Source organism: Paenibacillus barengoltzii G22 (assembly GCF_000403375.2).
Classification (GTDB): Bacteria; Bacillota; Bacilli; order Paenibacillales; family Paenibacillaceae; genus Fontibacillus; species Fontibacillus barengoltzii.
This window is the reverse complement of the sequence record NZ_KE159653.1, coordinates 1,090,362-1,104,712: the sequence shown is the minus strand read 5'-3', so window position 1 is coordinate 1,104,712 and position 14,351 is coordinate 1,090,362. Positions and strand designations below refer to the sequence as shown.

The window sequence follows — 14,351 nt, the reverse complement described above, 5'->3', positions numbered from 1 at the left end:
AGCGTTGCTCAGTGATGCAGCACTGCCCATCATGGTTCAGCAATTCTCAGCGAAGTGTTGTCGAGTGAGTTCGGCTTAAGTCAATCAACTAAGTTCAATTTAGACCAACTGAGCAACTCAGGTGCTCGATTTCGAAGCGTTGTGACTCAAAGGTATGGCAATTTCGTTGGAACGTGATAAAAGGTGGTAAGCTAAAGTGAGCATGGATCAACATAAAGGCAGCATCTCCGCACGGTGGGTCTACGAAGCCGAGGATTTGAAGGGGACGGAGCGGCTGGCGGAAGCGTTGGCGAAGCTGGCCCAGCCGGGAACGGTGATCGCCCTGGACGGGGATCTTGGTGCGGGCAAAACGGCGTTTTCCCAGCTGTTCGCCAAGCACCTCGGCGTGAAGGACACCGTGAACAGTCCGACCTTTACCTTAATTAAGGAGTATGAGGGCAGGCTGCCTTTTTATCATATGGACGTCTATCGGCTGTCGCTGGATGAGGCGGATGAGCTGGGGCTGGATGAGTATTTCTACGGCCACGGTGTAACGCTGGTGGAGTGGGCCAGCTTGATTGAGGAATTGCTCCCGGAGGACAAGCTGCAGATTTACATCGAGACAGTGTCGGCCACGGGACGGCGTATGCATATCAACGTGCAGGGGGCAACCTATGAGCCATGGGTGCCGGCCCTGAAAGAGATTGGAGTATCCGAATCATGAGCGAACATGAAAATATACAGCCATCGCAGCGGCTGTTGACGCTGGACACCGCCACTTCTTCGCTGGCGGTGGCGGTGATGGAGGGCGGCCGCGTGCTGGCCGAACGAACGATCCATGCCGAACGGAACCATTCGGCATATTTGGTCACGGCGATCGGGGATTGCCTGAAGGCGGCAGGGCTCGCCAAGCAGGATCTGGACGGGATCGCCGTCGGGGTGGGGCCAGGCTCCTACACCGGGATCCGGATTGCCGTCACGACCGCCAAGACGTTGGCGTGGTCGTTACGGCTGCCGGTCTACGGCGTCTCGAGCCTGGCCGCCTTGGCGCTGGGCGGCTGGGCCAGCGCCAGCGGGCAAGACGCCGCCGCGCTGGGCGAGCTCGCCGCGCGGCGAAGCGCGCCGGCCGGCTCGGCCCGGCCGGCGGAAGAAGGCCGCCGCGCTGCCGCCGGCGGCCACTGGATCGCGCCGCTGATCGATGCGCGGCGCGGCCAGGCCTATTCGGCGCTGTTCGCTGCACCAGCGCCGGGCGGCCTGCCGGAGCGTCTCGAACCCGACGCGATCCGGCTGATGGACGGGTGGGCCGACGAGCTGAAGCGGCAGCTGGAGCAGCTGCCCGCAGAGGAACGGCCGGCCCGCCTCTGGTTCGTGGGCGAGACCGAGAAGCATGAGGCGGCGATCGCGCCGCTGATCGCCGCCTTCGGCGAGCTCGTCCAGCTCGTGCCTTACGAGCTGGAGGGCGCATGGGTTGGCATCGCCGGCGTGGCGCGCACCGCGCTGCCGGCGGACGATGTCCATGCGCTGGAGCCAAACTATACGCAGCTGGCCGAAGCCGAAGCCAAACGGCTGCGGAACGCTTAAGGCGAGGGGGCGGCGAAGCTGGAACAAGATCTGGAACAAGATATCGTATTCCGCAACATGACGCTCGCAGATTTGCCGGACGTCATGGTGATCGAACATGAATCGTTTACGCTTCCGTGGAGTGAGGAAGCGTTTCGTAACGAGTTAACGCATAACCATTTTGCACGGTATCAAATCATGGAATATCGCGGCGAACCGATTGGATATGCCGGGATGTGGACGATCCTCGATGAGGCCCATATCACGAACATTGCTGTTCGTACCGCTTATCGCGGGCATCATCTCGGGGAGAAGCTGCTGCGTCGGATGATGGACTGGGCCATAGAGCTGGGGATGGTCCGGATGACGCTGGAGGTGCGGGTATCCAATGTTGTTGCCCGCTCACTTTATCAGAAAATGGGCTTTACCCCGGCAGGCGTGCGGAAAGGGTATTATTCCGATAATCATGAAGATGCAATCATAATGTGGTGCGAGCTGCCAAGGTCGCAGTCGGAAACCGGGGAAGGAAGCGAAGGTTTGTGGTGAAGCAAGAGCAAGATGTGTATATTTTGGCGGTGGAGACGAGCTGTGACGAAACCTCAGCCGCCGTGGTGAAGAACGGAACGGAGGTGCTGAGCAACCTGATCGCCAGTCAGATTGAAACGCACCGGGCGTTTGGCGGCGTGGTGCCGGAGGTCGCTTCGCGCAAGCATGTCGAGAGCATTACGCGAATGCTGGAGGAAGCGGTACAGGAGGCGGGGATTGCGCCGGAATCGTTGTCGGCGATCGCCGTGACGGAAGGGCCGGGTTTGGTCGGCGCTCTGCTCGTTGGCATCATGGCAGCCAAGAGCCTCGCGTTCGCCTGGGATAAGCCCCTGATTGGCGTTCATCATATTGCTGGTCACATCTACGCCAACCGCTTGGAGGCAGAGATGGTGTATCCGTCCATGGCGCTCGTAGTATCGGGCGGTCATACCGAGCTGGTGCTGATGGAGCGGGAAGGAAGCTTCCGTCTGCTTGGACGGACGCGCGATGATGCCGTCGGTGAAGCTTACGACAAGGTGGCTCGGGCGCTGGGCTTCCCGTATCCCGGCGGTCCCTTCGTGGACAAGCTGGCTGCGGAGGCGGAGGAAGCCGAAGAGCTGCCGCGGGCTTGGCTGGAGCCGGATTCTTACGATTTCAGCTTAAGCGGACTCAAATCGGCCGTACTGAACGCGGTGAATCAGCACAAAATGCGCGGGGAGGACGGCTACCAAGCAGCGATTGCTCGCGGATTCCAAGAGTCGGTCATCGAAGTGCTGGTGGAAAAAGCGATCCGCGCGGTCAAGGCAACCGGCTCCCGCCAACTGCTGCTCTGCGGGGGCGTCGCTGCGAATCGCGGGCTGCGTGCGGCACTGACCGAGCGCTGTGAGCGCGAAGGCATCGCTTTGTTGATCCCACCGCTGAAGTATTGTACCGACAACGCCGCGATGATTGGCGCTGCCGCCTATTTGAAATGGCGCAGCGCTGAATTTTCCGATCTGGAGCTGAAAGCGGAGCCTTCCCTTTCGCTGGAGGGCTGGTCTGTCAGCCAGGGGTAGGATCAACCGAGCCATCGCAAAACAAAAGGCCGGACAGTTTGTCCAGCCTTTTTCTTATTTGATTCCTGGGATCACCAGGTTTTATAAACGTTGTCGTTTTCCTGTTTGGTGTTATTTTTGGCAGAAGGGGTTGTTTCGGGATTCGCCGTCGCCGTTGTTGCCGCAGTTTCTTTCAATGCGGCGTTGTCGACCTTGTCCGCTCCGCCCATTTTGCTGGTTCCTTCAAACACGCTGCCTTCTTCAATGGAGAGGGAGGAGGCGACCATGTTCCCGAACAGCTTGCCTTTCGATGTGATGGACAGCTTGTTCTTCGCATGGACGTTGCCGTTGACGGTACCGGCGATGATGATATTGCGGGCTAAAATATTGGAATGGACCACGCCCTTCTCCCCAACCGTCACATCTCCTTCGCACTCGATATCGCCGGTGATTTGTCCTTCGATGCGCACGCCGGCATCCGAGCGGATTTTTCCTTCAAAAATACTGCCTTCCCCGATCAGCGTATCTGTCGTGTTTGGGTCCAGCTTCACGGATTTGGTATTATTCCTTAACTTCATGAATTAATCTTCCTCTCCGGGTTTTCTAAGGTAATCGGCCGGGTCGACCGTACTGCCGTTCTTAACGACCTCAATATGCAGATGGGGGCCGGTGCTGCGGCCAGTGGAGCCCAGCTCCGCAATGATGTCGCCTTGTTTGACGGTGTCGCCCACTTTGGTCAATATTTTGCTCAAATGCATATAGTTGGTTTTTAAGCCCGAGGGATGCGAAATCGTAATATAGTTGCCGCGAGCACTGGTGCGTCCGGTTTCAATGACTTTGCCGTTGGCTGCAGCATAAATGGGATCGCCGATACTTCCCCCGATGTCCATACCGGCATGCTTCGTTAACCTCCCGGTAAACGGATCTTCCCGTTCCCCATATTCGGAGGTAATTCGAGTGGATACCGTAGGCCAATAGGTTGGCAAGATCGCCATCAGCGCCTTGTATTCCTCGACGGCTACCTTGGTCTGCTCCAGCCGCTGCTGTAAGCCGGGCATCTCATTTAAGGAGGTCATAATGCTCTCCTTCGTCTCCTGAACGAGATTCGCGATGTCCTGATCGGTCAGCGGAATTGATTCTCCGCCAACTCCGCCTTCGGCAGTGAGAGAGGTCTTCGCTGGAGCGTTGGCAGCGGCTGCGGTTTTGTCCTTCTTTTTGCCGGTGCCGCCGTTCGTAAGCGATTGAAGCTCGGCTTCCAATTGCTCAAGCTCGCTCATCTTCGACTCGATCGATTTCGATTTTTCCGACAGCTCCATCAGTTCGTTTAACAGCCGGTCAATCTCCTGTTCCTTGTTCACGACGGTGTTCCTGAACTGGTTCGACGAATCTGACAACTGGGCTTCTAGCGTCCCGATCCGGTTCGTATGGGTGCGGTTCATCGCATAGAGAACCAGTACCGAAGTGAGCAGCACCGCTGTGGCGGCCAAAACGGCCAGTAAGTAGAACAAGCGAAATTTGAAACGGAACACGGGGCTGGTACCTTCCGGTACAACGAGCAGCGTGTAACGCCGGTTCACGTTCTTTTTGAATCGAAACTTCATTTCTTCCTCCTGATCTTCTTGAGTTGAGCCTGTTATGATGTAGGACCAAGATCATACCTAATTAATGCCAATACAACTATTTCGGCAAATTGTGGCAAATCCCTTTTTCATTTTAAAAAAAATTGTAACTATTTTCACGGGGGAAGCAGGATTTTGTCGAAGGGAAGCGAAAAGAGAAATGATTGGAAATGACTTGTTTCCTATAGGTGAGGAGGTAATTATGATCAGAATTGCCGGAATCGACGTTGGCAATGACAGCGTTAAGGTAGTAGTTGACGGTTCGCAACAACCGATCATTATTCCGAGTATCGTTTCTCCCGGATATGATAGACATGTGCTGCAAGAAGAGGACTCTCCGCTGAAAGCGCTGGATGTTCGAGTCTATAGCCCTAAATTAAAGCGAAACAACCAGCGGTATTTTGTAGGCCTGTTGGCGATGGAGGACCAGGACAACTCGGAGCTGGAGGAAACGGACAACAAGGCGACCAGCGACCAGTCTCTGGTCGTAGCGCTGACCGCGCTAGCCTATGCGGCCCTTGCCGGGCAGACCTATCCGACTACGGGCGCCGGAATCGAAGAGGTGGAATACATCCTGGGCACGGGATTGCCGGTCCGCACGTATGTAGCCTTCCATCAAGCGTTCGAAGAGCGGTTAACCGGGGAGCATGAAGTGACGTTCTTGTCCACGCCGGAGCTGCGGGGGCGCACGGTACGTATTAACATCCGTCGTACGATCGTTTCGGTCGAAGGTGCGGCCGCTTTGTTCCATTTGGCTACCAATGATACGCTTCAAATGCGGAATGAAGAGCTGCAAAACGGCTGCATCGGGATTTGTGAAATCGGCGCTTTGACCACGGACTTCCCGGTGGTGAAGCGGATGAATATCGATAATCAGTTCAGTACTGGCGAACAGTTTGGCCTCGCTACCTATCTGGATTCGATTATTCGCGATGTGGAGGACCAGTTCGGTTATCGCTTCCCGAGCCGTACGAAGCTGATCGGGCGCATTCGCAACCGTGAGTTCGTCATTCAAAGAGTAGGGGAAGGACAAGCGGATATTCGTCCGATCGTGGATATGTATTTCAGCCGGGCGGCGCAGAAGTTGGTGGATCTGATCCGCAAGCGGTGGAAGAAATACCCGGATATCGAGTGCTTCTACGTCCTGGGCGGCGGCGCAGCAGCGTTGAAATCGTACCTGATCGAAGCGGCTGGCCCGATGCGTCTGCGGTTTGAAGAGAACAGTGAGATTCTGAACGTAATGGGTTACTTGAAGCTGGCTAAGAACAAGGCTGGCCAACAACCTAACCCGGCGTAAGAAACAGAGTTTTGTTCCGGCGGTGAAGGGACCGCCGGATTTTTTATGCGAAAAATCGAGTACATTTTGACGTTTTCGGTGATTTTGGCGGAAGATATATGAAAATTCATATAAATTTGACCCCCAAGGAGCCAAAAGCAGAAAATCTGTATGAAAAATCGAATATATTTTGGTTTTTTGCGCTTCGGCACCGTTTTTTATTTGAAAAATCGAGTACAATAGGGCGGAACAGAGGGCATATTCTTTAAATTTCATCCTTCAGGTATAATAAGGAAAAACTGAAGGAGGCGGGAGCCTTGAGCTACAAAAATGCCTTTATTCGCGTATCAGCCGATTGTCCCGTCGACCGCGGGATTGTCCCGGTGTCGACAAGAGCTGCAAAACCAGCCCATCTGATTCAATATGAGCTGCTCTCCCAAGCTCCGTACCGGTACAATCATGAGGAACTGCTGTTCGAGGTCCATATCCGTCACAAGCAGATTCCGGAGACGATCGTTCGGGAACGCCGAGAAGAGATCTGGGAGGAGCTGTTCAGCAAGTCTCACCCCTGCCTGCGGGCTTCGATGCTCCCTAAGAAATATGGCTGGGGTGTTCATTACGATGAGCAAGGGAAGATTGCGATCTATGGCATGGAATCGCCGGAGTACCAACGGTTTGCTGCCTCAACCGAGCTTCAGCAGCTGAATGCAATGAGGTCGAGCCGGAAGTAAACTAGCTATAGTCGGCAAACATTAGAGCCGTTGTGGAGGGATTGGAATGGGGAAAATGTTTGATTCGCTGCTGCCGGAACATGAAGCTTTTATTCACCGGCAGCATCTCTTTTTTGTGGGCTCCGCACCGCTAAGTGCCGAGGGGCATGTGAACCTGTCGCCCAAAGGGTATGATGCGTTGCGGATTCTTTCGCCTAACGAGGTTGCTTATTTGGATTTGACGGGCAGCGGGAACGAGACGGCAGCCCATCTGATGGAGAATGGCCGGATAACGATCATGTTTGCCGCCTTTGAAGGCCAACCGCTGATTTTGCGTTTATATGGTAAAGGCCGGGTGTCTCTACCGGGATCGGAGGAGTGGGATCGGCTTGAGGGACTTTTTCCTAAATTGAATGGAGCACGTCAAATCATTCTGGTGTCCGTCTACGGCGTTCAAACCTCCTGCGGCTTTGGCGTTCCGCTGTTCAGCTATGAAGGGGATCGCGAAACCTTAATCAAATGGGCAGATAACAAAGGCGACACCGGGCTAGCGGATTACCGCCGCCAGAAGAACGCGGTCAGCTTGGACGGCTTGCCGTCGTCTTTTGCGGAATAAAGTATATAGGAGAGATAAAACATGGTGGAGGAAATTCAAGGGGAATTGTACACAGTGGAGACGCTGCGGGCGGATTTGAAGGCGCTGGGCGTAAAGGAAGGCACCACGTTGCTTGTTCATTCCTCGTTTAAATCGTTAGGAAAATGGGTGTGCGGTGGTCCGACGGCGGTTGTGCTCGCTTTGGAGGCAGCGCTTGGGGAGCAAGGCACCTTGGTGATGCCTACCCATTCCAACGACCTTGGCGATCCGTCCCGCTGGCAGAATCCGCCGGTACCTCAGGCATGGTGGGATACGATCCGTGAGCAGATGCCGGCATACGATCCCGATCTGACTCCGCTGTGGTACATGGGCGTCATTCCGGACACCTTTCGTCGGCAGCAAGGTACAATACGCAGCGGTCATCCGCAGGTGTCGTTTGCGGCAAGAGGCCGCGAGGCGCTGAAGATCACCGCCGATCACGGTTTGGAGTATGGGCTCGGTGAGCGCTCGCCGCTGGCGCGAATTTACGAGCTGGGTGGAGAAGTTTTGCTGCTTGGTGTAGGGCACGAAAACAATACGTCGATCCATTTGGCGGAATGTCGGGCGAACTATCCAGGCAAACAGATCTACACGGCTAAGGCCCCGATGCGGGTTCATGGGGAAAGACGCTGGGTAGAGTTTACCGAGCTGGAGTACAATTCGGATGATTTTGAGCGGCTGGGCGCCGACTTTGCGCGGGACACCGGGTTGGTGAAGCAGGGACAAGTTGCCGGGGCCACTGCGCTCCTGATGCCTCAACGGGAGCTGGTGGATTATGCAGTAGGATGGTTGGAGCGCCATCGGATTTCATAAATAGCGGGTAGCGGGTTATTCCGCTTCAAATTGTTTCGTGTATTCGATATGACTGTACCCCCATGCACACATATCGTTCAGAACTGAGCTTAGTGTCCGTCCATGATCGGATAACGAATATTCGACCTTTGGCGGGATTTCCTGGTAGACTTGGCGCACCACAAGCCCTTCCTGCTCCAACTCCCGCAGCTGGCGGGTGAGCATTCCTTGCGTAATCTCCGGGAGCAGTCGGCGCATTTCCCCAAACCGCTTGGTTCCGTCATGCAGCAAAATAAACAGGATCAAAGGCTTCCACTTTCCCCCGATGGCGTGCAGCGTTGCTAAAATCCCTTGGGTACGATGATTGGGTTCTCGAATTTCATCATGCATGTGCTCCGCCTCCACATTATGTTTCATCCTTTGCGTAATGTCACTTTATCAGAGTATCGGGAAATCGAACAGTACGAACATTTTGGGTACTTGGTACGGTAAATCGTACTATGGATAGATTGTCCTTTGGGAGTTAATAGTAGGTTTAGGGTACTTTGTATGAAAAAAGAGCGTACTTTGCAAGCTTCACTTCCTTGCTGATAATAGAGGGTGCAGAATCGCGATGCTGCAAAACCCAAGCAAAGGATGATACGATGAACATTTTGGTGATTGCGGCACACCCTCATTTACATCAGTCTAGAGCCAATCTGGCGCTGATTCAGGAACTTCGCAAACAGGGGGATTTTCATATTCGGGATCTCTATCGGGAATACCCGGCTTGGCACATTGACGTAGAAAAGGAACAACGGATACTGCTCCAATACGCCCGAATTGTGTTCCAGTTCCCGTTTTATTGGTATAGCTGCCCGCCGCTGCTGAAGAAATGGTTTGACGATGTCCTGACTTTCGGCTGGGCTTATGGCCCTGGGGGAGAGAACCTGCTTGGCAAAGAGTTTATGCTCGCCATTACGACTGGCGGAACGGAAGCCAGCTACAGGTCAGGCGGCGATAACTCGTATACGATCAGCGAGTTCTTGCGACCGATCGAAAAGACGTTAACCCGATGCAACGGGATCTTGCTTCCGGCATTTGTGGCTTATGGTGTCAAGCATGCCAGTGCGGCGGAGTTGACCGAAACGGCCGCAAAGTACATGGAATTCATCCGGTCCCCCCGAGCCGTGCTCGTCCATTGATTTTTAAAAAAAGGGGACCGTCCTGAGGAGCTTAGAAGCGCTCTTCGGGACGGTCCCTATAATTTTGGTTGCGGATCATATTCTGCTGGGTATGGCGATGATTAATGTGATGAATTCTCGTCGAATTCGTACTCGACCTCAAGGTCCCAACCCAGCATCCCGCCTAGGAAATTGTGAACCCGTTCAAAGCCCTGCGCCTGCAAGAAACGGGCAACCTCATAGCTGCGTGAACCGCTGCGGCACACAAACACATATTCCTGCTTCGGATCGAGCTCATCCATCCGCTCCGGAATTTCCCCCATTGGGATCAGGGGAATCCCGGGAATATGGCCGGCTTCATACTCGAATGGTTCACGCACGTCGATTACGATGGTCTCGTTGGCGGGATCCTGAAGCAAGGCGTGCAACTCGTCCTTATCGATATGGGAGATGCCTCCGATCATTTGGGGCATGGTATCAGTCCTCTTTTCCATGAGTAGGATAGTAGATTCTTCTTTCGTTTAACCTTCGGCACCTGTCGGCTCGTCAAAAATCCCCATGCTCAAGTATCTCTCTCCGGTATCCGGTGCGATGCATAACACGCGTTTGCCTGGGCCTAACCGTCTGGCCAATTGGATCCCCGCCCAGACCGATGCCCCGGACGACGGTCCAACTAAGAGCCCTTCGCGAGCGGCCAAGCGCCGCGTCGTTTCCAGGGCATCCTCATCGCTGACTTGGACGATCTCATCATAGATGGCGGTATTCAGCACAGGCGGGATAAACCCGGGACTGGTTCCCACCAGCTTGTGCGGGCCCGGTTCTCCGCCGGACAGCACTGGAGATCCTTGCGGCTCAACGACGGTGATATGGAGGTTCGGGATTTGACTCCGTAAATATTCCCCGGTTCCGGTAATCGTGCCGCCTGTGCCAGCCGTGGCGACAAACCCGTCGAGACGGCCTTCCATTTGCTGCACGATCTCCGGCCCGGTCGTCAGCCGGTGGATGTCCGGATTTGCCGGGTTTTGGAACTGCTGCGGCATAAAGCTGCCGGGGATCTGGGCGAGCAGCTCTTTGGCTTTGGCAATCGCCCCGGGCATCCGCTGTGCTGCAGGCGTGAGCACGACCTCAGCTCCGTATGCCTCCAGCAGGCGAATCCGTTCCTTCGTCATGTTGTCCGGCATGACCAGAATGATCCGGTACCCCTTGGCTGCGGCGTTCATCGCCAGCCCAATCCCCGTATTCCCGCTGGTCGGCTCGATAATCGTAGCGCCGGGGGCGAGCAGGCCTGCTTGTTCAGCCGTCCGCAGCATATGGGCAGCCGCCCGGTCCTTGACGCTTCCGCTCGGATTAGCAAACTCCAGCTTGACGTAGACGTCTGCTTCGTGCGGTGAGACGAGCCGGTTTAATTTGACGACCGGAGTCTCGCCGATCAGCTCGGTGACGTTTTGGACTGTTTTACGAGTCATGGCGGTTTGGCCCCTATCTCTAAAATTTAAAGTTATTTTATTATTCTACTCGGGAACCTCCTATGGTTTCAAGCAAGCGCCTTTTTAGAGCAGAATAAAGCCGGGTAACCCAACGTATGGGGCCCGGCAGATTCGGATAGAGTTAGATTGAAGTGTTCGCTTTACCAAGTGGATAAAGCGGTCCGTTTCCAAGTGTCTTTGGCCACGCAGATGTATATATAGTTCTCATCCCAAGCGATATCTCCAGGATTCCCCGGGGCCTTGGAGGAAGCCGGAGTGTGGGATTCGCGAATACGGATGCGATCCCCTTGGATATCCAAGGCGCTTTGTGGGTCGTCTGTGCCGATGCCAACTTGGCCGTTCTCCCGTTTGACCGTAAGCGCGCTGTCGATCGCTTCTCCTTCGTCCGAGTAACGGATCAGGTTAAAATCTGCTCCAACGTTATTGCCGCTAAGCTCAGCGCTGTTGGCGCGCAGGCTCCAAAGCGGAGTCGTGGCATTATCCTTGCCGGTGACGGCGAATTGTACGTCCCGATTGCCTTCGCCGGCTACCCGCAAAATCCCATCCATGACGTTGAAGTTGGACGAATGGGTACGAATCTCCGCAACGTCGGTATCATAAGGAATCTCCAGGCGGGTAAACAGCTGATCTTTATATTCCCCAGTCGGCGACATCGTGGTTTCAATCGAAATATGCTTATGGTCATGTTGTTCCGGATTGTTCGCTTTATCATGCGAGATAATCGCGGTTTTGTCTTTGCCTTGCTCATCGGCCCAGGCGATAGCCGGTTTGGCGCGGTCTCCTGTCCATTGCAGACGAATCAGGTCGGACAGATGACCTTCACTTTCGATCCATTGCTTATTCGTTGACAGATGAAGCCGTTCATTTTCCGGAAGGGCCAGCCCTCCGCCAGGCAGCTTGGATTCCGTAAAAGGGGATGTCGTGGAAGAAGCGCCTTTAGATGTGCCAAGCATTTGGCATCCTCCCACAAAGATGAGGCTGACGCCTAGTGCGGCGATTGAAGCGCATTTGACAAATTTCATTCCATTCTCTCCTTTTCGGTGAATATTTGACGGCGTATGTGTTTTTTCGGCCGCAACTCTATTAGAGATCATAAAGATTTTAAAATGGGCAGGGCAATAGGCATTTCGAATGGTTTCAAAGGGCGCGAAGCGGAGATGATGGCGAAATGGAAGAAAAATGGGAGGGAAGCATCAGAAGCTTGGGATGGTTGGGAAGCAAAGCATGAGCTTGGAGAAAGTTGAGGAGATAGACCTAAGACGAAAGTTTTGTCAAGCTGTGGACAAGGTTATCCACAGCTTGTTAGCTATCTTTGTGAAAATTAAATGAAAGCGCGGTGTGTCGGTCGATGAATCTGGTTTCAGAAAACAATAAGTTATGTTTTCAGAAAATTGTGGATAATGTGAATAATTTAGTGGATAAAACTAGCATGCGACAAAAAACGACGATATCCCCGTGAAAAAACGGCCCAGCGGGCCGTTTTGAAGTATCAACGATTCTGCATAATGGGGATAAAGTTGTGAATAACTTGAACGAGAAAAAATGAACTTTTGCTGAAAATTTGTGAGCCTATCCCTCGGCCAGCGCTTCCCATTCCTCGTAAGCGGAGGAAAGCTGTTCTTTCCGGCGGTCAATCCCGTCCTGCCGCTCTTGGACTGCGGTATAATCCTGATACACCTCAGGAAGGGCCAGCTCGTTTTCGAGTTCGGCGATTTCATCCTCCAACTTGGAGATCAACGCCTCCAACTGCTCGATGCGGCGTTGGCGGTTTCGTTCCTCCCGTTTGGCCTGCTTATCGGCTTCATAGGAAGCAGCACTGGATTTGGCGGCAGGTGCCTCCAGCTCGGCCTGCTTCTGAGCGGAATTTACGGACACCTTCGCAGTTCCATTTGTTGCCTGATCGGCGGCGAGTTCAGCCAGCTCTTGTTTTTTCGCCAAATAATCATCATAATTACCCAGGAAATGTTCTGCCCCGTTCGGATGCAATTCGACAATCCGCTCAGCCATCTTGTTCAGGAAATAACGGTCATGGGATATGAACAGGAGCGTTCCGTCGTATTCAATTAATGCGGACTCCAGCACTTCCTTGCTGAATAGGTCTAAATGGTTGGTCGGTTCGTCCAGAATCAGGACGTTGGCTTTTAGCAACATTAGCTTGGCCAGCGCCACCCGAGCTTTCTCACCGCCGCTTAACGCCGCCACTTTCTTGAGCACGTCGTCACCGCTGAACAGGAAATTGCCCAGCACGCTGCGAATTCGGGCTTCTTCGATATGTGGAAATGCGCTCCACACTTCCTCCAATACGGTGTTGGCCGGGTTCAGATGCGTTTGCTCCTGGTCGTAATAGCCAATCTTGACCTTAGCTCCCCAGGTAATGGTCCCATCTGTTGGCTTCAGCTCGCCAGTCAGAATTTTTAATAAGGTAGATTTCCCGATCCCGTTTGGTCCGATCAAAGCAACGGTTTCTCCGCGGTACAGGTCGAAGTTGACGTCTTGGAACAGCGGTTTGGACTTGTCCGCAAACGCGTAGGACAGGCCGTTGACGTGCAGTACTTCTTTCCCCGTCATCACTTCGGCTTCGAAGGAGAAGCTTGCGCGTTTTGGGTCGCCGAGCGGACGATCGAGGACTTCCATCTTCTCTAACGCCTTGCGCCGGCTTTGCGCCCGTTTCGTTGTGGAAGCTCGAACGATGTTCTTCTGAATAAATGCTTCCATCCGGGCGATTTCATCCTGTTGTTTCTCATATTGCTTCAGCTGGCTTTCGTATTCCGCCGCCTTCAACTCGATATACCGGCTGTAGTTGCCAGTGTAGCGGCGCGATTGATGGCGTTCAATCTCTACGATGGCTGTGACGAGCCGATCTAAGAAATAACGGTCATGTGAGACGACTAGCAGGGCGCCGGAATAATTGCGCAAATAATCTTCAAGCCAGGTTAACGTTGCGATATCGAGGTGGTTGGTTGGTTCGTCCAACATCAGCAGGTCAGGGGCCTGAAGCAGGATTCGGGCAAGAGCGAGCCGGGTCTTCTGTCCGCCGCTTAATGTTGCGATAGGCGTGTCCGGCGGAAAATCGCCAAATCCCATGCCGTGCAGTACCATCCGGATGCGAGTTTCCATTTCATAGCCGCCGTGGTCTTTGAACCAGTCGGATTTCAGCGCATAGCGGTCAAGCAATTCCTGATGCGCTTTCTCATCCCGGGCCAGCTCCGGATCAGCAATCTGTTCTTCCATTCGGCGCAGCTCACGTTCCGTTTCGATGAGCGGGGCGAACACCGCCAGCATCTCTTCCCAGATGGTGCGATCCGATTGCAATCCGCTGTTTTGCGCTAGGTATCCGATCGTAGTTTCTTTGGCTTTGAAAATTTGTCCCCCATCATAAGAAAGCTCGCCGGCTAAAATTTGCAGAAACGTCGATTTGCCCGCACCGTTGACGCCTACAAGACCGATCCGGTCCCGTTCAAGCACCTGAAGGTTTATGCCTTCCAGCACGGGGGTCACGCCGTATAATTTTGTAATGTTCGAAGCTTGAAGCAGCATAACGGTTTCGATCCTCCAAAAAAAGATTTGCAGTC

General features: G+C 54.0%; 16 protein-coding genes. 9 read left to right on the top strand and 7 right to left on the bottom strand.

Annotated elements, in window-relative coordinates:
• Nucleotides 1-202 precede the first annotated feature (202 nt).
• The 4 genes from tsaE to tsaD are packed head-to-tail and all read left to right on the top strand — an operon-like array spanning nucleotide 203 to nucleotide 3,119.
• The gene (gene tsaE / locus C812_RS13415; RefSeq protein ID WP_036625433.1) at nucleotides 203-703 is read left to right on the top strand and encodes a tRNA (adenosine(37)-N6)-threonylcarbamoyltransferase complex ATPase subunit type 1 TsaE; all 501 of its coding nucleotides are present in this window, start codon (nucleotides 203-205) and stop codon (nucleotides 701-703) included.
• The gene (tsaB, locus tag C812_RS13410; protein WP_016313190.1) at nucleotides 700-1,560 is read left to right on the top strand and encodes a tRNA (adenosine(37)-N6)-threonylcarbamoyltransferase complex dimerization subunit type 1 TsaB; all 861 of its coding nucleotides are present in this window, start codon (nucleotides 700-702) and stop codon (nucleotides 1,558-1,560) included. Before tsaE ends, tsaB begins: the two co-directional genes overlap by 4 nt.
• An 18-nt stretch (nucleotides 1,561-1,578) precedes the next feature.
• On the top strand, nucleotides 1,579-2,085 hold the full coding sequence (gene rimI / locus C812_RS13405) for a ribosomal protein S18-alanine N-acetyltransferase (RefSeq protein WP_036625180.1): 507 nt from the start codon (nucleotides 1,579-1,581) through the stop codon (nucleotides 2,083-2,085).
• Nucleotides 2,079-3,119: a tRNA (adenosine(37)-N6)-threonylcarbamoyltransferase complex transferase subunit TsaD gene (gene tsaD / locus C812_RS13400; protein ID WP_016313188.1), complete on the top strand. Its 1,041-nt coding sequence runs from the start codon at nucleotides 2,079-2,081 to the stop codon at nucleotides 3,117-3,119. Before rimI ends, tsaD begins: the two co-directional genes overlap by 7 nt.
• A 71-nt stretch (nucleotides 3,120-3,190) precedes the next feature.
• On the opposite strand, the gene C812_RS13395 is transcribed toward tsaD, so the two are convergent.
• The gene (locus C812_RS13395) at nucleotides 3,191-3,676 is read right to left on the bottom strand and encodes a bactofilin family protein (protein WP_016313187.1); all 486 of its coding nucleotides are present in this window, start codon (nucleotides 3,674-3,676) and stop codon (nucleotides 3,191-3,193) included.
• Nucleotides 3,677-3,679: 3 nt separating this feature from the next.
• Nucleotides 3,680-4,699, bottom strand: coding sequence for a M23 family metallopeptidase (locus C812_RS13390; protein WP_016313186.1), 1,020 nt, complete (start codon nucleotides 4,697-4,699; stop codon nucleotides 3,680-3,682).
• Between the two features lie 220 nt (nucleotides 4,700-4,919).
• On the opposite strand from C812_RS13390, the gene C812_RS13385 reads away from it, so the two are divergent.
• The 4 genes from C812_RS13385 to C812_RS13370 all read left to right on the top strand — a co-directional run bounded on the left by C812_RS13385 (nucleotide 4,920) and on the right by C812_RS13370 (nucleotide 8,150).
• Nucleotides 4,920-6,014: a ParM/StbA family protein gene (locus C812_RS13385; RefSeq protein ID WP_016313185.1), complete on the top strand. Its 1,095-nt coding sequence runs from the start codon at nucleotides 4,920-4,922 to the stop codon at nucleotides 6,012-6,014.
• 296 nt (nucleotides 6,015-6,310) lie between these two features.
• Nucleotides 6,311-6,724, top strand: coding sequence for a DUF6157 family protein (locus C812_RS13380; RefSeq protein WP_016313184.1), 414 nt, complete (start codon nucleotides 6,311-6,313; stop codon nucleotides 6,722-6,724).
• 46 nt (nucleotides 6,725-6,770) lie between these two features.
• Nucleotides 6,771-7,319 carry a pyridoxamine 5'-phosphate oxidase family protein gene (locus C812_RS13375; RefSeq protein WP_016313183.1) on the top strand — a complete coding sequence of 183 codons (549 nt, stop codon included), beginning with the start codon at nucleotides 6,771-6,773 and terminating at the stop codon, nucleotides 7,317-7,319.
• Between the two features lie 21 nt (nucleotides 7,320-7,340).
• A complete protein-coding gene (locus tag C812_RS13370; protein WP_016313182.1) occupies nucleotides 7,341-8,150 on the top strand; it encodes an AAC(3) family N-acetyltransferase in 810 nt (269 codons plus the stop codon).
• Between the two features lie 15 nt (nucleotides 8,151-8,165).
• Here the strand turns inward: C812_RS13370 and C812_RS13365 are convergent, their stop codons facing one another.
• On the bottom strand, nucleotides 8,166-8,519 hold the full coding sequence (locus C812_RS13365) for a winged helix-turn-helix transcriptional regulator (protein ID WP_016313181.1): 354 nt from the start codon (nucleotides 8,517-8,519) through the stop codon (nucleotides 8,166-8,168).
• Between the two features lie 254 nt (nucleotides 8,520-8,773).
• Between C812_RS13365 and C812_RS13360 the strand changes: the two genes are divergently transcribed.
• Entirely contained in the window at nucleotides 8,774-9,313 is a 540-nt protein-coding gene (locus tag C812_RS13360; protein ID WP_016313180.1) for an NAD(P)H-dependent oxidoreductase, read from the top strand.
• A 101-nt stretch (nucleotides 9,314-9,414) separates the two neighbouring features.
• Here C812_RS13360 and C812_RS13355 read toward each other — a convergent pair whose 3' ends face one another.
• The 4 genes from C812_RS13355 to C812_RS13340 all read right to left on the bottom strand — a co-directional run bounded on the left by C812_RS13355 (nucleotide 9,415) and on the right by C812_RS13340 (nucleotide 14,316).
• Nucleotides 9,415-9,765, bottom strand: a complete 351-nt coding sequence (locus tag C812_RS13355; RefSeq protein WP_016313179.1) for a rhodanese-like domain-containing protein — start codon at nucleotides 9,763-9,765, stop codon at nucleotides 9,415-9,417.
• Between the two features lie 48 nt (nucleotides 9,766-9,813).
• Nucleotides 9,814-10,758: a cysteine synthase A gene (cysK, locus tag C812_RS13350; RefSeq protein WP_016313178.1), complete on the bottom strand. Its 945-nt coding sequence runs from the start codon at nucleotides 10,756-10,758 to the stop codon at nucleotides 9,814-9,816.
• Between the two features lie 161 nt (nucleotides 10,759-10,919).
• Nucleotides 10,920-11,801: a hypothetical protein gene (locus C812_RS13345; RefSeq protein ID WP_016313177.1), complete on the bottom strand. Its 882-nt coding sequence runs from the start codon at nucleotides 11,799-11,801 to the stop codon at nucleotides 10,920-10,922.
• A gap of 547 nt (nucleotides 11,802-12,348) precedes the next feature.
• Entirely contained in the window at nucleotides 12,349-14,316 is a 1,968-nt protein-coding gene (locus C812_RS13340) for an ABC-F family ATP-binding cassette domain-containing protein (protein WP_016313176.1), read from the bottom strand.
• Between the last annotated feature and the right edge of the window lie 35 nt (nucleotides 14,317-14,351).